The sequence below is a fragment of the Streptomyces sp. NPDC001927 genome (genome assembly GCF_053594455.1).
This window is the reverse complement of record NZ_JBSFEN010000003.1, coordinates 237,054-255,745: the sequence shown is the minus strand read 5'-3', so window position 1 is coordinate 255,745 and position 18,692 is coordinate 237,054. Positions and strand designations below refer to the sequence as shown.

The following is an 18,692-nucleotide window of genomic DNA, read 5'->3' as shown; positions in this document are numbered from 1 at the left end:
GCATGCTCATGCTCAAGGGAGCCAACGTTCCGGTGTCGGCGCGCGGCGTCCGCGTGGAGTTGGGCTGGCGTACGGGCGCCGGAGTGCCGGACGTCGACGCCTCCGCACTGCTCCTGGTGTCCGGAAAGGTGCGCTCCGACGCGGACTTCGTCTTCTACAACCAGCCGGCGCACGCGTCGGGGGCGGTACGCCACGAGGGCAAGTCCGGCCCCACCACCCCCGGCGGGCCCGTCACCGACGTCCTCGCCGTCGACCTGGCGAACGTGGAGCCGGAGGTCGAGCAGATAGTCCTCGCCGCGTCGGCCGACGGCGGCGACTTCGGGCATGTGCCCGGGCTCTTCATCCGCGTGCTCGACGCCGACAGCGGGGCGGAACTGGCCCGTTACGAGAGTGCGGACGCGACCGTCGAGACCGCGTTCGTCCTCGGAGACCTCTACCGCCGCAACGGCGGCTGGAAGTTCCGGGCGGTGGGCCAGGGTTACGCGTCCGGTCTCGCCGGCCTCGCCACGGACTACGGCATCACGGTCGACGAGCCGGCCGCGGCGGAGCCCGTCGCCACTCGACCCGCCGAGCCGGTCGCGGCCGTCGCCCCCACGCCGCCCGTACGGCTCACCAAGGTCACGCTCACGAAGGAGTCCCCGACGGTCTCCCTCACCAAGGACGTCGGCGCGACCGGCGGCGTGATGCGGGTGAACCTCAACTGGGCGACCCGGGGCGGGAAGACGGACGACACCCGGGCCGGCCGCTGGGCCCTGGGCCGCCGCCGACAACCCACCGCCCACGCGGCGCACGCGCTCGACCTCGACCTGTGCGTCCTCTACGAACTCACCGACGGCTCCAAGGGCGTGGTCCAAGCGCTCCAGGGCTTCGGCTCGCTGCATGAACCCCCGTACATCCAGCTCGACGCGGACGACCGCACCGGCGCCCGCGCCGAGGGCGAGAACCTCACCATCAACCTGGACCACGCCGACGCGTTCCGTCGGCTCCTCGTGTTCGTCGTCATCTACGAGGGCGCGAGCGACTTCGGGGACCTGAACGCGACGGTGACCCTCCAGTCGCGCGGCGGCGCGCCGATCGAATTCTCCCTCGACGAGTGCACCGTGCCGGCCCGTACCTGCGCGCTCGCGCTCCTCACCCAGGAGAACGGCGACCTGCTCGTACGGCGCGAGGCCCGCTTCCTGGTCAACCAGCCCGGAATCTCCATGCAGCAGACCGCCGACGAGGCGTACGGCTGGGGCCTCAACTGGACCCCGGCGGTCAAGTGAGTCACCGGCCGGGCGCCTGAGTCACCGGCCGGCATTGGGTCACGCGGCCTTCGCCCGAGTCACCGGTCCTGCGCCGCCTCGGGACGGGAGTAGGTCCGGCCCTTCCAGGCGGCGCCCCGGCCCCGGTAGTGCTGCACGGCCGAGTCGACCGTCATGAGGAGGTAGAGCAGCGCGGTGAAGGGGAGGGTGGGCGCGAGCCAGAGGGGCTGCCGGTAGTAGCGGAGCATCGGGACGTACGTCCCCGCCATCACCGCCCACGCGAGCCCGCCCGCCCAGCCGGCCACCGTGTCCCCGCCGAAGAGCCCGGCCGCCAGGGCCACCGGCGGGGCGAGGTAGACGACGGCGAGCCCGGCGACCGTCCCGGCCAGGACGAGGGGGTTGTGCCGGAGCTGGGCGTACGCGCTGCGCGAGACCATCCGCCACAGGTCGCCGAGGTGCGGGTACGGGCGGACGGAGTCCACGCGCTCCGCGAGGCCCAGCCAGATCCGCCCGCCGGCCCGCCGTACGGCCCGGGCGAGCGACACGTCGTCGATCACCGCCTGCCGGATCGACTCCGGCACGCCCGCCCGCTCGGCCGTCTCCGTCCGCAGCAGCACACAGCCCCCGGCGGCGGCGGTCGCCAGGGGGCGGCGGCGCCGGTTGATCCAGCGGAACGGATAGAGCTGGGCGAAGAAGTAGACGAAGGCCGGCACGACCAGCCGCTCCCAGCCGCTCGCGACCCGCAGCCGCGCCATCTGGGACACCAGGTCGAGATCGCTCCCGACCGCCGAGGCCACCAGCAGCCGCAGGCTGTCCGGCTCGTGCGCGATGTCGGCGTCGGTCAGGAGGAGGAACTCGGGATCGCCGCCGCCTCCTGTGCTCTGCGCACCTTCCCGGCCACGCGCGCGTGCCAGGGCGATGCCGTGACGGAGGGCCCACAGCTTGCCCGTCCATCCCGGCTCGGGCTCCCCGGGGGACGTGACCGTCAGCGGCAGCCCGCCGTACCGCGCGGCCAGCTCGCCGCCCAGCTTCCCGGTGCCGTCCGTACTGCCGTCGTCGACCAGCACGATCTCCGCCTCGCCCGGATAGTCCTGGACGAGCAGCGACGGCAGGCTCAGCGGCAGCACCTCGGCCTCGTCCCGTGCCGGTACGACGACGGCGACCCGCGGCCAGGTCCCCGGTTCCGGCTCCACGCGCGCGTGGCCGGTCGCCCGACGCCGGATCGGCAGGCGCTGATCGGTACGCCAGAAGAACCCCTGGCCAAGGAGCAGCCACCCCCAGGCGGCCAGCGAACCCACGGCGATCCAGGCAAGCACGCTCATTTGCCGCAGTCTGCCCCAGATCGGCGGTGGCGCAAGGGTGGTCGGCTAGGGTGACCGGGTGAAGATCGCGCTCATGGACTCCGGAATCGGCCTGCTCCCGGCGGCGGCCGAGGTCCGCCGACTGCGGCCGGACGCGGATCTGGTCCTCTCCAGCGACCCCGACGGCATGCCGTGGGGCCCCCGCACCCCCGAGGACCTCACCGAGCGTGCCCTTGCCGTCGCCCGGGCCGCCGCCGCCCTTGAGCCGGACGCGCTGATCGTCGGCTGCAACACCGCCACCGTCCACGCCCTGCCCGCGCTGCGCGCCGCGCTGGAACCCCGTATCCCCGTCATCGGCACCGTCCCTGCGATCAAGCCCGCGGCCGCCGGCGGCGGGAAGGTCGCCATCTGGGCGACACCGGCCACCACCGGCAGCCCGTACCAGCGCGGACTGATCCGGGACTTCGCGGACGGCGCCGAGGTCACCGAGGTGCCCTGCCCCGGGCTCGCCGACGCCGTGGAGCACGCGGACCCCGAGGCCGTGGACCGGGCCGTGGCCGCCGCCGCGGAGCTCACCCCGCGCGACGTACGGGCCCTCGTCCTCGGCTGCACCCATTACGAACTGGTCGCCGAACGGATCCGTGCGGCCGTGCAGTCCGCCGACCTTCCGCCCGTGGTTTTCCACGGCTCCGCCGGGGCAGTCGCAGCTCAGGCGCTGCGCCGCATCGGTGCCGAGCCCGCGCCCGACGCGAACCCGACCGGGGGCCTGACGGTCCTGCTCAGCGGCCGGACCGGCGAGCTGACGCCCGCCGCTCTGGGGTACGCCGAAGGCCGGCTGCTTCGGGCCGCGGCCGCCGCGCACTGACGCCGCGCCGGCGCCGTCGCATCCGCGCCGGAGGAAGCGCCGTACGAGCGGAACGTGAGTAGGCTGCGACGCATGAGGGACCATTCCCGACATCCCCGTCATCCCCGTCCCCTGGGCACGGCCGCTCCGCTGCCCGAGGTGTGGACGGGCCGCGCCACCAACCGCATGCAGTGGGTCGCGGCGGTCGCCGGTGCCGGCTGCATGGCCCTCGGCATCACCCTCGCGGTCGAGTCGCCGTGGACGTCCGGCATCGCGCCGCTGCTGATGGCCGTGATCGGCTGTGTGGCGGCCGGGCTGCTCGTGCTGTTCGGCACGCTCGCCTTCGTCCACGTCGAGGTGAAGATCGACGACCGGGCCATGGAGGTCCGCTGCGGCCACATCGGCGTACCCCGCTGCCGGATCCTGCTGTCGCAGGTGGACGGCGCCGAGTACGTCCCGAAGGTCACCGCGCACGAATGGGGCGGCTGGGGCTACCGCTGGCGCCCCGAGAAGGGCAAGGCGGTCATCGTCCGCCGGGGCGAGGCGCTGCTGCTGCGGCTGAAGGACGGCCGCACGTTCACGGTCACCGTCGACGACGCCGAGTCGGGCGTACGCGTGATCCTCGACCGGCTCCGTCCCGCCACTCCGACGGCGCCGCCGGGCGCCTGACCGGCTCAGTCCGCCGGGTGCGTACTCCCGCCGCCCGCGCCGCCGCCACCGCCGCCGCCCGTACCCGCTCCCGCTCCTGCGACGCCCGCCGTCGCCAGGCCGGCGAGGAGGCCCGCGCAGGCGGTCACCGGGGTGAAGCTCAGGGCGTTGCCGACCGTCGCCAGGGCGGCCAGCGCCGTCAGGGACGCGCCCGCCGTGAGCACGACCGCCGTCGGGCGGGGCGAGGATCGCAGTCCCCAGAGTAGCCAGCCGTACGCCGCCCCCAGCAGGACCACGCCCGGAACGCCCTGCTCCGCCGCCTGCTGGAGCGGAGCCGAGTGCGGCTTGCCGTCCGCCGCGAAGGTCTCCCGGGCCGTCGGGCTCAAGGCTCCGAACCGGTCGGGGCCGACCCCGAGCACCGGGTTCTCCCCCGCCAGCGCGACCGCGTCCTGCCACAGCAGCACCCGGTGCCCGGTCAGCTGGCCCTCCAAGGAGGCCGCGAGCCCCTCCGGAAGCTGCTCCTCCGCCACGGCCCAGGAGGCACCCACCACGAGACCCGTCGCCAGGGCGAGCCCCACGAGGCCGAGCAGCCGACGCCGCATCCGTACGGCCGCCAGGGAGCAGAGCAGGACCCCGGCCGAGGCGACGAACCCCGCGACCGAGCCCAGCGCGAGCGCCGCTCCCGCCACGGCCAGGGCGAGGAGGCGCAGCAGGAGCCTGGCGGGCCGCGAACCGGCCGCCGCGGCCGCGCAGCAGGCCGCCCCGGCGGCGAGGACGAGCAGCGCGGCCGCCGCGCCCGTATGACCGGTCGGTACGGAGCCGACGGGGGTGGCCCCCGGGACTCCGGGCCCGGAGGCGAGCGCCAGGCCGAGCGTGACCAGGGCCGCCGCGACGGCGGCGGCCACCGGGAGCAGCGAGCCGGCGATCCGGCCGCAGGCGTACCCGGCGGTGAGGGCGAGCACGGCGAGGAGGACGCCCTCGGGGCGCGCCTCCCGCCCGGTCGCGCTGACGAGCGACCACAGGACACAGCCGCCGAGGACCAGCACCCCGGCCACGTCCACGCCCCGGCCGTCGCGCTCGCGCACGACGACCACCCGCGCCGCAGATGCAGCCATCCCCGTCGACCCCCGCTCCGTCTGGCCGACACCGTAACGGGGCAGCCGAGATTTGGGGAGCAGATGCGCAGAAACGTTGTGGCAGGAGTGAAGGAAGCGTGACGACGCTCCGCCGCGCCGCGCACGGCCCGTCCGCGATCGCGCCCGCGATCACCCGGACCGGCCGGGGTCGCCCTGCTCGGGGCACAGGTGCGCGCCGTAGACTCCGCAACGTGAGCACCACCATCACCCCCGTCGACGCCTCCGGCTCCGCCGCCGCACCCGAGCCCGGCCCGGCCGGACTTCGGCGACTCGTACGGCCCGGCGCTGCCGTGCTGTCCGGGGCGCTGCTCTTCCTGAGCTTCCCGCCCCGCCCGCTGTGGTGGCTCGCGCTGGCCGGGTTCGCGCTGCTCGGCTGGACCCTGCGCGGCCGCCGGCTGCGCGCGGGCTTCGGCCTCGGCTACCTCGCAGGTCTCGGGTTCCTGCTCCCGCTGCTGATCTGGACCGGGTCCGAGGTCGGCCAGTTCCCGTGGATCGCGCTGTCGGCCGTCGAGGCGCTCTTCATCGCCGCCGCGGGCCTCGGCATCGCCGCCGTCTCCCGGCTTCCCGCCTGGCCGGTCTTCGCCGCGGCGGTGTGGATCCTCGCCGAGGCGGCACGCGCGCGTGTCCCGTTCGGCGGCTTCCCCTGGGGCAAGATCGCCTTCGGTCAGGCGGACGGCTTCTTCCTGCCGCTCGCGGCCGTCGGCGGCACCCCCGTGCTCGGCTTCGCCGTCGCCCTCTGCGGCTTCGGCCTGTACGAGGTGATCCGGCAGGTCCGCGCGTACCGCGCCACGGGAACCGTCCCGCGCGGCCCGCTCGCGGCCGCCGCCCTCGCTGTCCTGGTCCCGGTCACCGGCGCCCTCGCCGCCCTCCCGCTGGTCGACGACCGCGCCGAGGACGGCACGGCGACCGTCGCCGCCGTACAGGGCAACGTTCCGCGCCTCGGACTCGACTTCAACTCCCAGCGGCGCGCGGTCCTCGACAACCATGTCGCGCGCACCGAGGAACTGGCCGAGGCGGTGGCCCGCAAGGAGGAGCCGCAGCCCGACTTCGTCCTGTGGCCGGAGAACTCCTCCGACATCGACCCGTACGCCAACCCCGACGCGGCGGACGCCATCGACCAGGCCGTGAAGAAGATCGGCGTGCCGACCGTGATCGGCGCCGTCATCGCCCCGCCCACGGGCAAGCTGCGCAACACGCTCATCGAATGGGACCCGCAGAAGGGCCCGGTCACCACCTACGACAAGCGCCACGTCCAGCCGTTCGGCGAGTACATCCCGATGCGGTCCTTCGTCCGCATCTTCAACAGCAACGTGGACCGGGTCAGCCGCGACTTCGGCCCCGGCGACAAGATCGGCGTCTTCGACCTCGCCGGCACCAAGGTCGGCCTCGCCACCTGCTACGAAGCCGCCTTCGACTGGGCCGTGCGCGACACCGTCACCCACGGCGCGCAGCTCATCTCCGTGCCGAGCAACAACGCGACCTTCGGCCGCAGCGAGATGACGTACCAGCAGCTCGCCATGTCCCGGGTCCGGGCGGTCGAGCACAGCCGCGCCGTCGTCGTCCCGGTCACCAGCGGCGTCAGCGCCATCATCGCGCCGGACGGCCGGATCGTGGAGCAGACGAAGATGTTCACCCCGGACGTCCTCGTCGAGAAGGTGCCGCTGCGCTCCTCGCTCACCCCGGCGACCCGCATGGGCACGCTGCCCGAGGCGCTCCTGGTGGCCGTGGCCGCCGCCGGACTCGGCTGGTCGGTGCTGCGCTCCGTACGGGCCCGCCGGAGCCGCGAGACCTGAGCCTCCGGTACGGCGGTGGCATCGTGGCCCGGGGGTGCTTGATCCACCGGGGTAGGGCCTGTCGTTTGGATCAGGCCGGATCAGGGAGCGGGGTCTGGTGCGTGCGATCGCAAGGCGGAGGAGGGAGTCAACGCGGAGCGTTGGCGACTGACGACAACGCGGCGAGCGGGCGTGCCAGGGCCCGCGAGCCCGGCATGATCCAAACGACAGGCCCTAGGGTCGAGTCATGGGTACACCTGACTTCATCCGTGAGATCCGGGCCAGCGCCGGCCACCAGCTGCTCTTCCTGCCGGGCGTGAGTGCCGTCGTCTTCGACGACCGGGGCCGGGTGCTGCTGGGCCGACGGGCCGACAACGGCCTCTGGGCCATCGTCGGCGGCATCGTCGAACCCGGGGAGCAGCCGGCCGCCTGCGCCGTCCGCGAGGTGTACGAGGAGACCGCCGTGCGCTGCGAGGCGGAGCGGGTCGTGATCGTGCAGACCCTGCGCAAGCCGATCGTGTACCCGAACGGCGACACCTGCCAGTTCATGGACGTCACCTTCCGCTGCCGCGCGGTCGGCGGCGAGGCCCGGGTCAACGACGAGGAGTCGACGGAGGTCGGCTGGTTCGACGTGGACGACCTGCCGCAGATGAAGAGGTTCTCGCACTTCCGGATCGAGCAGGCGCTCCTCGACGAACCCACATGGTTCGACCCCATGCCGAACGGCTGAAGTATGGCTTCAGCACACATCGGTTGAGGGTGGGGCGCTTCATACAGTGCGGAGCATGAGCGCCCCCACCACATCCGGTCCCGTACCGGCACCAGTCGTCCAGGCCCCCGCCGCTTCCCAGGGGCCCGAGGCCGTCCCCGCGCCCGGCTCCGTCCGGCTCGACCTCGCCGGCCGCACCGCGCTCGTCACCGGCGCGGCCGGCGGCATCGGCCGGGCCTGCGCGCTCCGGCTCGCCGCGGCGGGGGCCACGGTCAGAGCCGTGGACCGGGCCGCCGACGGCCTCGTGGCGCTCGTGGAGGCGGCGGACGGGCTGCCGGGCGCCGTCGAGCCGCAGACCCTGGACCTGACCGACCTGGACGCCGCCGAGCAGGCGGCGGCGGGCGCCGACATCCTCGTCAACAACGCGGGGCTGCAGCTCGTGCGCCCCATCGAGGAGTTCCCGCCGGACGTCTTCCACACGGTCCTGACCGTGATGCTGGAGGCACCGTTCCGGCTGATCAGGGGCGCCCTGCCGCACATGTACGGGCAGGGCTGGGGGCGGATCGTCAACATCTCCTCCGTTCATGGGCTGCGCGCCTCGGCCTTCAAGTCCGCCTATGTGGCCGCCAAACACGGTCTCGAGGGGCTCTCCAAGACCGCCGCCCTCGAAGGCGCCCCGCACGGCGTCACCTCCAACTGCGTCAACCCCGGCTATGTGCGCACGCCCCTGGTCGAGCGGCAGATCGCCGACCAGGCCGCGGCCCACGGCATCCCTCCGGAGCGGGTCCTGACCGAGGTCCTCCTCAAGGACTCGGCGCTCAAGCGGCTCATCGAGCCGGAGGACGTCGCGGAGGCGGTGCTCTACCTCTGCGCGCCCCAGGCCTCGTTCATCACCGGTGCCTCCCTGACCCTCGACGGCGGCTGGACCGCGCACTGACGGTTGTCCACAGCCGCGCGCCGACAGCTTTTCCACAGGGCTGGTGCTCCGACCCGTACGGCAGGTATCCCTGTGTCCATGTCCCAAGAACCGGTCTCCTACCTGGAGCTCCTCGCCCGAGGCGCCGCGGCGGAGGCGTACGACCGGCCCGTGCTGCTCGCCCGTGCGAGCGGCGCGGGCCCCGAGGCGTTGGCCGAGCTGGAGCGGGCCAAGCAGCTCGCGCTGCGCGTCCGCGCCGAGCTGGAGGGGAGACGGCGCCGCGAGGCGGAGCTCTCCGCGCTCTTCGAGACCGCCCACGACCTCGCGGGGCTGCGCGACCTCGACGCGGTGCTCCGCGCCATCGTCCAGCGGGCCCGCTCCCTGCTCGGCACCGAGGTCGCCTACCTCAGCCTCAACGACCCGGCCGCCGGGGACACGTACATGCGCGTCACCGAGGGCTCGGTCTCCGCGCACTTCCAGCAGCTCCGGCTCGGCATGGGGGAGGGGCTCGGCGGGCTCGTCGCCCAGACCGCCCTGCCGTACGTCACCGAGAACTACTTCGACGACGCCCGCTTCCAGCACACCCGCACCATCGACTCGGCCGTCGGCGACGAGGGGCTCGTCGCCATCCTCGGCGTCCCGCTGACCCTGGGCAGCCAGGTCATCGGCGTGCTCTTCGCGGCGGACCGGCGCGCCCGGGTCTTCGGCCGGGAGCAGGTCGCCCTGCTCGGCTCCTTCGCCGCGCACGCGGCCGTGGCCATCGACACCGCCAACCTGCTCGCCGAGACCCGTTCGGCCCTGGCCGAGCTGGAGCGGGCCAACGACATCATCCGCGAGCACAGCGGCGTCATCGAGCGGGCCTCCGAGGTCCACGACCGGCTCACCGAACTGGTGCTGCGCGGCGGCGGGGTCCACGACGTGGCCGACGCGGTCTCCGAGGTCCTCGGGGGCCGGGTCGAGTTCATCGAGCAGGGCCACGGCGCGGGCTCGGCCCGGCTCGCCGACGGCCACGCCCTGCGCGAGGGCGACACCTGGGTGGCCGCCGTCGCGGCCGGCGGCGAGTGCCTCGGCGCCCTCGTCCTGCACGGGCAGCCCGACCTCGACCCCGTCGACCAGCGCACCCTGGAGCGGGCCGCGCTGGTGACCTCCCTGCTGCTGCTCGCCCGCCGCTCGGCCGGAGAGGCCGAACAGCGGGTACGGGGCGAACTGCTCGACGACCTCCTCGACGCCCCCGACCGCGACCGCCGGCTGCTGCGCGAGCGCGCCGCCCGGCTCCGTACGGACGTCGACGCGCCCCATGTGGTGCTCGCCGCCCGGATCGACCGCGCGGGAGCCGGGGGCGAGGCCGAGGGCGGCGTACGGGAGAGCGCGGACCGGCAGCGCCTCTGGTCGGCCGCCTCGCATCTGGCCGCCACCCGGCAGGGACTGGCCTCCGCGCGCGACGGCGGGACGGTCCTGCTGCTCCCGCTCGGCCCCGGGGAGGACGCCGCCGAACTGGCCCGCCAGACCGCCAAGCACCTCGGCGGAGCCCTGCGTGAACCGGTCACGGTGGGCGCCTCGTCACCGGTCCCCTCACCGCTCGCCGCCCCCGGCCAGGTCGCCTCCGCGTACGAGGAGGCCCGCCGCTGCCTGGACGCCCTGCGCCTGCTGCACCGCTCGGGCGAGGGCGCGGCCGCCGAGGACCTGGGCTTCCTCGGCCTCCTGCTCGCCGACACGCGGGACATCGAGGGCTTCGTCGACCGCACGATCGGCCAGGTCGTCGCGTACGACCGGCGAAGAGGAACGGACCTGGTGCGCACGATGGACGCGTACTTCGCGAGCGGGATGAGCCCGGCGCGTACGAAGGACGACCTCCACGTCCATGTGAACACGGTGGCTCAGCGGGTCGAACGGATCGGCCGCCTCCTCGGCCCGGACTGGCAGTCCCCGGCCCGCGCCCTGGAGATCCAACTGGCCCTGCGCCTGCACGCGATGTCGGCGGCGGTCGCCCGCTGAACACGCGAGAAGGCGCCGGTCCCCAGGAAGGGGACCGGCGCCTTTCTCAGTGGTCGTGCGCTCAGACGTCGGCGCGAACGGCGGCGGCTGAGGCGGTCGTGTGGGCAGGGGCGTCCTCGGCGACTTCCGACAGGTCGCGGTTGCGGGTCTCCCGGGCGCAGGCGATGGCGACGACCGTGAGGAGCGCGGCGGCGATCACGTACAGGGAGATCGGGGTGGAGGAGCCGTAGTCGCTGAGCAGCGCCGTGGCGATCAGCGGGGCCGGGGCGCCGGCGGCGACCGAGGAGAACTGGGCGCCGATGGAGGCACCCGAGTAGCGCATCCGGGTCGCGAACATCTCGGAGAAGAACGCGGCCTGCGGCGCGTACATCGCCCCGTGCAGGATCAGTCCGACGGTGACGGCGAGCAGCAGCGCACCGAAGGTCCCCCGGTCGATGAGCATGAAGAAGGGGAACATCCACGCACCGACACCGACCGCGCCGATCAGATACACGGGCCGTCGGCCGATCCGGTCCGACAGCGCGCCCCAGGCGGGGATGACGGCGAAGTGGACGGCGGAGGCGATGAGGACGGCGTTGAGCGCGGTCTGCTTGGAGAGGCCCACCTGGGTCGTCGCGTAGACGAGGATGAACGCGGTGATCACGTAGTAGGAGATGTTCTCCGCCATACGGGCGCCCATCGCGATCAGCACGTCCCGCCAGTGGTGCTTGAGGACGGCGATCAGCGGCATCTTCTCGACCTGCGCGGCGGAGGCCTTGCGCTCCTCGGCGGCGGCGAGCGCGGCCTTGAAGACGGGCGACTCGTCGACGGAGAGCCGGATCCACAGACCCACGATCACGAGCACACCCGAGAGCAGGAAGGGTATGCGCCAGCCCCATGACAGGAACGCGGAGTCGGAGAGCAGCGCGGTGAGCGCGGAGAGCACACCGGTCGCGAGCAACTGCCCGGCGGGCGCCCCCGTCTGCGGCCACGAGGCCCAGAACCCGCGCCGCTTCGCGTCCCCGTGCTCGGAGACGAGCAGCACGGCCCCGCCCCACTCACCACCGAGCGCGAACCCCTGCACGAGCCGCAGCGCGGTGAGCAGCAGAGGCGCGGCGGACCCGACGGTCGCGTGCGTGGGCAGCAGCCCGATCGCGAAGGTGGCCCCACCCATCAGCAGCAGACTGAGCACCAGCAGCTTCTTGCGCCCGAGCCGGTCACCGTAATGCCCGAACACCAACGCACCGATCGGCCGGGCGGCGAAGCCGACGGCGTAGGTGAGGAAGGAGAGGAGGGTGCCGACGAGCGGGTCGGAGTCGGGGAAGAAGAGCTTGTTGAAGACCAGCGCGGCGGCCGAGCCGTAGAGGAAGAAGTCGTACCACTCGATGGTGGTGCCGATCAGACTCGCGGCGACGATGCGCTTGAGGTTCGAGGGGGCGGGTGGAGCGCTCGCGGGGGAGGACATCGGCACCACTTCCTGGCGTGTGACGGGGGCGGGGGACGGGGAACGTTTCCGTGTCGCCACACCGTAGAAACGCGCAGGTCACCGTCGTATGTGGTGGGACACCATAGTTCTATCGGACGGAGTGCGCGGGACAACCATGGGGCGGTGTCGGGGGCTCCGCGACCGCCTCGTCGGGAAGGCTCGCCGACGGGTGGACATCGCCTGTGGTGGCGTCAGCCGTGCGTGTCTTCGTTCTGCGGGGTTGGCCGAGGCTGCCTAGTGTCATGGGGTGGAGCACACAGACAGTGCCCGGTCCGTCGACCCGGAGGTGCGTGATGCCGGAGTTGTTCATCGGAGGCACGTGGGCCGCCGCTGCCGACGGTCGTACCCGGGAGATCCGCTGCCCGGCGGACGGCAGCCTGGTCGCCACCGTGGACGAGGCCGGGCCCAAGGACGCGGCGGCGGCCGTCGCCGCAGCCCGCGAGGCGTTCGACAGCGGGCCGTGGCCCGCCACGCCCGTCGCGGAGCGCGGACGGCTGCTGGTGCGCGTCGCCGATCTGCTGGAACGTGACAAGGCGGCCTTCGCCCGCGCCGAGTCCCTGGACACCGGCAAGCGGCTCGTCGAGTCCGAGTACGACATGGACGACATCGCGGCCTGCTTCCGCTACTTCGGCAACCTGACCGCGGCGGGCGGCAACGACCGGATCATCGCCACCGGCAACCCGGACGCGGACAGCCGGGTGGTGCACGAACCGGTCGGGGTGTGCGCCCTCATCACCCCATGGAACTATCCGCTGCTGCAGACCGCGTGGAAGGTCGCCCCGGCGCTCGGTGCGGGCAACACGTTCGTACTGAAACCGAGCGAGCTGACCCCGCACACCGCGATCCTGCTGATGCGGCTGCTCACCGAGGCGGGGCTGCCGCCCGGGGTCGGGAATCTGATCCTGGGGACGGGCGCCGAGGCCGGCGCGCCGCTCACCGAGGATCCCCGCGTGGATCTCGTGTCGTTCACCGGCGGCCTGGCCACCGGACGCCGGATCATGGCGGCGGCGGCGCCCACGGTGAAGAAGGTCGCCCTGGAGCTCGGCGGCAAGAACCCGAACATCGTCTTCGCGGACGCGGACTTCGAGGCGGCCGTCGACTACGCGCTGATGGCCGTCTTCCTGCACTCCGGACAGGTCTGCTCGGCAGGCGCCCGGCTTCTCGTGGAGGACTCGCTGCACGACGCCTTCGTCGACGAGATCGTGGCCCGCGCGCGGGCCATCCCGATGGGCGGCCCGTTCGACGAGAACGCGCGGACCGGGCCGCTGATCTCGGCGGCACACCGCGACAAGGTGGAGGCCTACGTGGCCGCGGGCCTGGCCGAGGGCGCGGTGCTGCGCTGCGGCGGGGCACGGCCGACGGACCCGGCACTCGCCGACGGCTACTACTATCCGCCGACCGTCCTCGACGACTGCACGCCCGGGATGTCCGTGGTCCGGGACGAGTCCTTCGGCCCGGTGCTCACGGTCGAGCGGTTCGGCTGCGAGGCCGAGGCCGTTGCCGTCGCCAACGACACCATGTACGGCCTCGCGGGTGCGGTCTGGTCGCAGGACACCGGCCGCGCCCACCGGGTCGCCTCCCGGCTCCGGGCGGGCACCGTGTGGATCAACGACTTCCATCCGTACGTGCCGCAGGCGGAGTGGGGCGGCATGAAGCAATCCGGCTTCGGCCGTGAACTGGGGCCGGCGGGACTCGCCGAATACCAGGAGACCAAGCACATCTGGCGCAATCTCGCCCCCAAGGCGCAGAGGTGGTTCGAGTGACGGCACAGCCGACAGGCCAGGACCGGCCCGGTGCCGGCGACGGAGCCGCGCATGACGACGACTCGGTGACCGAGCTCGGCTACCGGCCCGAACTGAAGCGCACCCTGGGCAACTTCCACACGTTCGCCGCGGGGATCAGCTACATCTCGATCCTGACCGGCACGTTCCAGCTGTTCTACTTCGGCGTCGCCTTCGGCGGCCCGGCCTACTGGTGGTCGTGGCCGATGGTGTTCGTGGGCCAGCTGATGGTGGCCCTGTGCTTCTGCGAGCTGGCGGCGCGCTACCCGGTCGCGGGCTCGGTCTACAACTGGGCGAAGAAGATGGGCGGCCCGCACGTGGGCTGGCTCGGCGGCTGGATGATGATGACGGCCACCATGGTGACCCTGTCGGCCGTGGCCCTCGCGTACCAGATCACGCTGCCGCAGATCGACTCCTGGTTCCAGTTCGTCGGCGACGGCAGCGGCGAGAACGACGCCGCGGCCAACGCGGTCCTGCTGGGCACGGTGCTGATCCTCTTCTCCACGCTGGTCAACGCCTTCGGCGTCCAACTGATGGCGCGGATCAACTCGGCGGGTGTCTTCATCGAGCTGATCGCCGCCGTGGGTCTGATCATCTTCCTCGCCGCGCACATCACCCGCGGACCCAGCACGGTGCTGACCGACACGTACGGTCTGGGCAGCGGGGAGACGCTCGGCTACTTCGGGGCGTTCCTCACCGCGTCACTCGCGTCGGCGTACGTGATGTACGGCTTCGACACGGCGTCCTCGCTCGGCGAGGAGTCGCACAACCCGGGCCGCAACGCGCCGCGCGCGATTCTGCGGGCGCTCGTCGCGTCCTTCGTCATCGGTGGTCTCATCCTGCTGTTCGCGCTGATGTCCGTCCCGAATCTGCAGGCGGAGGAGCTGAGCACGGGGGGCCTGCAGTACGTGGTGCTGGAGACGCTCGGGTCGACGATCGGTGAGATCTTCCTGTGGTGCGTGGTCGTCGCGATCACCGTGTGCGTGCTGGCCGTCCAGGCGGCGGGCATCCGGCTGATGTTCGCGATGGCACGGGACAACAACCTGCCCGCCGGATCGGTGCTCGCCAAGGTGAGCCCGCGCTTCCGGACCCCGGTGATTCCCGCCGTCGTGATCGGTGTGGTGGGTGTGATCATCCTGGTCATCAACATCAACCAGCCGCAGATCTTCTCGGTCATCACCAGCATCGCGGTCATCATGATCTACGTGGCGTACCTGATGGTCACCGTCCCGATGCTGATCCAGCGGCTGCGCGGGAAGTGGCACCCCCGCGAGGGAGACTTCTCCCTCGGCCGCCTCGGACTGCCGATCAACATCCTGGCCGTGCTGTGGGGCGCGGCCATGTCCCTGAACCTGGCCTGGCCCCGAGCCGAGGTCTACAACGCGACCGGGGCCCAGCACTGGTACCTGCGCTGGGGTGCGTTCCTGTTCATCGGCATCGTGGCGCTCGGCGGCTTCGCCTACTACTGGTTCGTACAACGGCACCGTACGGGCGTACTGGCCGAACACCGCGCGGAAGCCCCCTGACCCGCGCCCACTCCTCCCCTCACGGGACATCTCGTACTGGTACTGGAGAGACCATGCCCGCACAGCCCTCTGCACCTGAGTTCGACTACGTCGTGGTCGGCGGCGGCACCGCCGGGGCGGTCGTCGCGGCCCGCCTGTCCGAGGATCCCGGTGTCAGCGTCTGCGTGCTGGAGGCGGGCCCCTCCGACCAGGGCGACGAGGCCATCCTGCGCCTCGACCGCTGGATGGCGCTCCTGGAGTCTGGCTACGACTGGGACTACCCGGTGGAGCCGCAGGAGAACGGCAACAGCTTCATGCGCCACGCCCGCGCCAAGGTGCTCGGCGGTTGTTCGTCGCACAACTCGTGCATCGCCTTCTGGTCGCCGGCCGAGGACCTCGACGAGTGGGGCGCGATGGGGTGCACGGGCTGGAGCGCGGCCGACTGCTTCCCGCTGTACAGGCGCCTTGAGACCAACGACGGCCCCGGCGACCACCATGGCCGCTCCGGCCCCGTGACGATCCGCTCGGTGCCGCCCCGGGACCCGTGCGGCCGGGCGCTGTTGGCGGCCTGCGCGGCGAACGGCATCCCGACGGTGCCGTTCAACTCCGGCCGTACGGTGGTGCGCGGCGCGAACTGGTTCCAGATCAACTGCCGTGAGGACGGGACCCGTTCGTCCGCCTCGGTCTCGTATCTGCATCCCGTGATGGGTGGGCGGCCCAATCTGGAGGTACGCACCGGGGTGCAGGCGAGGCGGTTGCTCTTCGACGGCGCGCGCTGCTCGGGTGTCGAGTACCTGCAGCCGGACGCCGTCCACGTCGACTCCGTACGGGCGCGGCGCGAGGTGATCGTCTCCTGCGGGGCGATCGACTCGCCGAAGCTGCTGATGCTGTCGGGTATCGGGCCCGCCGCCCATCTGCGCGACAACGGCGTGGAGGTACGGGTGGACTCTCCCGGCGTCGGCTCCCACCTCCAGGATCACCCCGAGGGGGTGATCATGTGGGAGGCCAAGCAGCCCATGGTCACCTCGTCCACGCAGTGGTGGGAGATCGGCATCTTCGCGGACACCGAACCGGGTCTCGACCGGCCGGATCTGATGTTCCACTACGGCTCGGTCCCGTTCGACATGAACACCTACCGTCGCGGCTACCCGACCACCGACAACGCCTTCTGTCTCACGCCGAACGTCACCCGCGCCCGCTCGCAGGGCACGGTCCGGCTGCGCAGCCGTGACTTCCGGGACAAGCCCAAGGTCGACCCGCGCTACTTCACCCACGAGCACGACATCCGGGTGATGATCCACGGGCTGCGCCTGGCACGGGAGATCGCGGCGCAGGCGCCGCTCGCCGACTGGAAGGGCGCGGAGCTGGCGCCCGGCCCGGACGCCACGACCGACGAGGAGCTGTTCGCCTACATCCGCCAGACGCACAACACGGTCTACCACCCGGCGGGCACCGTGCGGATGGGCGCCGAGGGCGACGCGGACTCCCCCCTCGACCCGCAGCTGCGGGTCAAGGGAGTGCAGGGGCTACGGGTCGCGGACGCGTCGATCATGCCGTTCCTGCCCGCGGTCAATCCGTGCATCACCACGATGATGATCGGCGAGAAGTGCTCGGACATGATCCGGGCCGGGCGGTGAACGTCACCCGGGACTGACATAGGCCCTCTCAGCTGGGCAGGGCGGTGTCGACCAGGGATGTGTCCGCCGCGGTCTCCGGTCGTTAGGACCGGTGAGAGGCCCGGGCAGACGTGGTCGCCTGAGCAGTGACGCCCCTGGGTGGCCCGGCCCAGGGCGACGAGAGTGACCGTGAAAGGAACATGATGAAGTCCCTGAAGGCTGCCGCTGTCCTCGCCGGATTCGTGGCGATCGCGGGTGCCGCCGCGCCCGCTCACGCCGAGGGCCCGATGCCCACCAGCCTGGACGGCGGCCTGGACACGCTGATGAGTCAGCCGACCCTGGACGTGACGCCGGTGAGCACCAGCATGCTGGGCGTCGGGGACAACGACGCCGCCGACATCGTCAAGCAGGCCTCGGACGGGCTCAAGGCGACCGGCGACCCGACGCAGCTGCTCGGTGGCCTGCCGCTCGCCCACTGAGGGCCGGCGTCAGCTCTGGGGGCCGTACGCCACGGACAGCGCGCGCGGTCCCCAGAACAGCTTCGTGGGGCCGGTCCGGAAGTGGGCGATCTCGAACGTGCCGCAGCGCCGTAGCAGTTCGCGGAAGGCGATCCGTACCTCCAGGCGGGCCAGGGCCGCGCCCGTGCAGTGCGTGGCGCCCTCGCCGAAGCCCACGTTGGTGGCGCTGTTGCGGCGGCGCAGGTCGAAACGGTCGGGGTCCGGGAACTGCCGGGGGTCCCGGTTGGCCGCGCCCCGCAGCAGGACCACCCGCGAGCCCGCCGGGATCCGCACCCCGTGCAGCTCGATGTCCTCGGCCGCCTCCCGCAGGTTGTACTGCGTGGTGCTGTAGTGGCGCAGGGCCTCGTCGGCGAGGTTGTCCAGCAGCTCCGGCTCGGCCCGCAGGGCCTGTTGCTGGTCCGGGTTCTCGCACAGGGCCCGCATGGCGTTGCCGAGGAGATGGGTGACGTTCTCGAAGCCGGCCACCAGCAGGGTGAACGCCAGCGAGAGCAACTCGACCTCGGTGAGCCGTTGGCCGTCCTCCTCCTCGGCGATCGTCACGAGATCGCTGATCAGGCCGGGCGGCAGCGGCTGCCCCCGGTGCAGGAGGCCGCGGCGTTCGGCGATCAGCGCGGCGAAAAAGCCCTCGAAGGCGGCGCCGCCGGCGACCGCCTGCCTCTTCTCCTCGTCCGTGGGGAAGGGGTCGGCGATCGGCAGCACCTGGTGGGTCCAGCCGAGAAAGGGGGACCGGTCCCGCGGCTCGATTCCCAGGAACTCGCAGATGACGAGGAAGGGGAGGGGGTGACCCAACGCCGGTACGAGGTCGAGTACTCCGCCCGTTGGGTCCAGCTCCGCCCGGTCCAGCAGCCCGGCGCAGATTTCCTCGATCCGGGGAACCATCGCCGCCACCCGGCCCCGGGTGAACGTACGGACGATCAGCCGCTTGAGCCGGCCGTGGTCGGGGTCGTCGAGGCCGAACAGATGGGGCCCGAGGATCCGGTGGAGCGCGGTGCCGCGGAACTCCTCGATATGGTCCGTGAGCGCGCTGCCCCGCACCAGCTTGGTCCGGTCGCGACCCAGCACCGCGATGTCCTCGTACCGGGACAGGAAGAACAGTCCGGTCCGCGGGCTGAAATGGACCGGGCGGCTCTCGCGCAGCTCCCCGTAAGCGGGATACGGGTCGTCCATGACGCCCGGCGCGAACGGGTCGAATCCCTCGGAGTGCAGGCTGCTCATGACATGGGGAACGTGCGCCCGCACCAC

Annotated in this window: 15 protein-coding genes; 11 read left to right on the top strand and 4 right to left on the bottom strand. The window is 72.5% G+C overall.

From position 1 onward, the window contains the following. Positions 1-8 precede the first annotated feature (8 nt). Positions 9-1,265: a TerD family protein gene (locus ACWCO8_RS08555; RefSeq protein ID WP_451031915.1), complete on the top strand. Its 1,257-nt coding sequence runs from the start codon at positions 9-11 to the stop codon at positions 1,263-1,265. Positions 1,266-1,324: 59 nt separating this feature from the next. Here ACWCO8_RS08555 and ACWCO8_RS08550 read toward each other — a convergent pair whose 3' ends face one another. Beyond that, positions 1,325-2,566, bottom strand: a complete 1,242-nt coding sequence (locus ACWCO8_RS08550; protein ID WP_451031597.1) for a glycosyltransferase — start codon at positions 2,564-2,566, stop codon at positions 1,325-1,327. Positions 2,567-2,624: 58 nt separating this feature from the next. Between ACWCO8_RS08550 and ACWCO8_RS08545 the strand changes: the two genes are divergently transcribed. Then, on the top strand, positions 2,625-3,410 hold the full coding sequence (locus tag ACWCO8_RS08545; protein WP_451031596.1) for a glutamate racemase: 786 nt from the start codon (positions 2,625-2,627) through the stop codon (positions 3,408-3,410). A gap of 72 nt (positions 3,411-3,482) precedes the next feature. Further along, positions 3,483-4,058 carry a hypothetical protein gene (locus ACWCO8_RS08540; RefSeq protein ID WP_362008561.1) on the top strand — a complete coding sequence of 192 codons (576 nt, stop codon included), beginning with the start codon at positions 3,483-3,485 and terminating at the stop codon, positions 4,056-4,058. A 5-nt stretch (positions 4,059-4,063) separates the two neighbouring features. Here ACWCO8_RS08540 and ACWCO8_RS08535 read toward each other — a convergent pair whose 3' ends face one another. After that, a complete protein-coding gene (locus tag ACWCO8_RS08535) occupies positions 4,064-5,152 on the bottom strand; it encodes an O-antigen ligase family protein (RefSeq protein ID WP_451031595.1) in 1,089 nt (362 codons plus the stop codon). A 212-nt stretch (positions 5,153-5,364) separates the two neighbouring features. Between ACWCO8_RS08535 and lnt the strand changes: the two genes are divergently transcribed. The 4 genes from lnt to ACWCO8_RS08515 all read left to right on the top strand — a co-directional run bounded on the left by lnt (position 5,365) and on the right by ACWCO8_RS08515 (position 10,565). Next, entirely contained in the window at positions 5,365-6,966 is a 1,602-nt protein-coding gene (gene lnt / locus ACWCO8_RS08530; protein WP_451031594.1) for an apolipoprotein N-acyltransferase, read from the top strand. Between the two features lie 226 nt (positions 6,967-7,192). Next, the gene (locus ACWCO8_RS08525; protein WP_362008552.1) at positions 7,193-7,675 is read left to right on the top strand and encodes an NUDIX hydrolase; all 483 of its coding nucleotides are present in this window, start codon (positions 7,193-7,195) and stop codon (positions 7,673-7,675) included. 55 nt (positions 7,676-7,730) lie between these two features. Beyond that, on the top strand, positions 7,731-8,591 hold the full coding sequence (locus tag ACWCO8_RS08520; protein ID WP_451031593.1) for a 3-hydroxybutyrate dehydrogenase: 861 nt from the start codon (positions 7,731-7,733) through the stop codon (positions 8,589-8,591). Between the two features lie 78 nt (positions 8,592-8,669). After that, complete coding sequence (locus ACWCO8_RS08515; RefSeq protein WP_451031592.1) at positions 8,670-10,565, top strand: helix-turn-helix domain-containing protein; 1,896 nt, start codon at positions 8,670-8,672, stop codon at positions 10,563-10,565. Between the two features lie 61 nt (positions 10,566-10,626). Here the strand turns inward: ACWCO8_RS08515 and ACWCO8_RS08510 are convergent, their stop codons facing one another. Next, the gene (locus ACWCO8_RS08510) at positions 10,627-12,009 is read right to left on the bottom strand and encodes an MFS transporter (RefSeq protein WP_451031591.1); all 1,383 of its coding nucleotides are present in this window, start codon (positions 12,007-12,009) and stop codon (positions 10,627-10,629) included. Between the two features lie 314 nt (positions 12,010-12,323). Here ACWCO8_RS08510 and ACWCO8_RS08505 point away from each other — a divergent pair, with 314 nt between their 5' ends. The 4 genes from ACWCO8_RS08505 (at position 12,324) to ACWCO8_RS08490 (ending at position 17,411) form a co-directional block, all read left to right on the top strand. Next, complete coding sequence (locus tag ACWCO8_RS08505; RefSeq protein ID WP_451031590.1) at positions 12,324-13,793, top strand: aldehyde dehydrogenase family protein; 1,470 nt, start codon at positions 12,324-12,326, stop codon at positions 13,791-13,793. Continuing rightward, a complete protein-coding gene (locus ACWCO8_RS08500) occupies positions 13,781-15,337 on the top strand; it encodes an APC family permease (protein ID WP_451031589.1) in 1,557 nt (518 codons plus the stop codon). The genes ACWCO8_RS08505 and ACWCO8_RS08500 overlap by 13 nt, the downstream gene beginning before the upstream one ends. A 53-nt stretch (positions 15,338-15,390) precedes the next feature. After that, entirely contained in the window at positions 15,391-16,953 is a 1,563-nt protein-coding gene (locus tag ACWCO8_RS08495) for a GMC family oxidoreductase (protein WP_451031588.1), read from the top strand. A 179-nt stretch (positions 16,954-17,132) separates the two neighbouring features. After that, positions 17,133-17,411 carry a hypothetical protein gene (locus ACWCO8_RS08490; protein WP_451031587.1) on the top strand — a complete coding sequence of 93 codons (279 nt, stop codon included), beginning with the start codon at positions 17,133-17,135 and terminating at the stop codon, positions 17,409-17,411. 9 nt (positions 17,412-17,420) lie between these two features. Here the strand turns inward: ACWCO8_RS08490 and ACWCO8_RS08485 are convergent, their stop codons facing one another. Continuing rightward, positions 17,421-18,665, bottom strand: a complete 1,245-nt coding sequence (locus tag ACWCO8_RS08485) for a cytochrome P450 (protein ID WP_451031586.1) — start codon at positions 18,663-18,665, stop codon at positions 17,421-17,423. Positions 18,666-18,692 lie beyond the last annotated feature (27 nt).

Bases quoted from the DNA above. Each gene is read 5' to 3' on its own strand.
- ACWCO8_RS08555 (WP_451031915.1), top strand. From the start codon at position 9: ATGCTCAAGGGAGCCAACGTTCCGGTGTCGGCGCGCGGCGTCCGCGTG.
- ACWCO8_RS08550 (WP_451031597.1), bottom strand. From the start codon at position 2,566: ATGAGCGTGCTTGCCTGGATCGCCGTGGGTTCGCTGGCCGCCTGGGGG.
- ACWCO8_RS08540 (WP_362008561.1), top strand. From the start codon at position 3,483: ATGAGGGACCATTCCCGACATCCCCGTCATCCCCGTCCCCTGGGCACG.
- ACWCO8_RS08535 (WP_451031595.1), bottom strand. From the start codon at position 5,152: ATGGCTGCATCTGCGGCGCGGGTGGTCGTCGTGCGCGAGCGCGACGGC.
- ACWCO8_RS08525 (WP_362008552.1), top strand. From the start codon at position 7,193: ATGGGTACACCTGACTTCATCCGTGAGATCCGGGCCAGCGCCGGCCAC.
- ACWCO8_RS08520 (WP_451031593.1), top strand. From the start codon at position 7,731: ATGAGCGCCCCCACCACATCCGGTCCCGTACCGGCACCAGTCGTCCAG.
- ACWCO8_RS08515 (WP_451031592.1), top strand. From the start codon at position 8,670: ATGTCCCAAGAACCGGTCTCCTACCTGGAGCTCCTCGCCCGAGGCGCC.
- ACWCO8_RS08510 (WP_451031591.1), bottom strand. From the start codon at position 12,009: ATGTCCTCCCCCGCGAGCGCTCCACCCGCCCCCTCGAACCTCAAGCGC.
- ACWCO8_RS08505 (WP_451031590.1), top strand. From the start codon at position 12,324: ATGCCGGAGTTGTTCATCGGAGGCACGTGGGCCGCCGCTGCCGACGGT.
- ACWCO8_RS08495 (WP_451031588.1), top strand. From the start codon at position 15,391: ATGCCCGCACAGCCCTCTGCACCTGAGTTCGACTACGTCGTGGTCGGC.
- ACWCO8_RS08490 (WP_451031587.1), top strand. From the start codon at position 17,133: ATGATGAAGTCCCTGAAGGCTGCCGCTGTCCTCGCCGGATTCGTGGCG.
- ACWCO8_RS08485 (WP_451031586.1), bottom strand. From the start codon at position 18,665: ATGAGCAGCCTGCACTCCGAGGGATTCGACCCGTTCGCGCCGGGCGTC.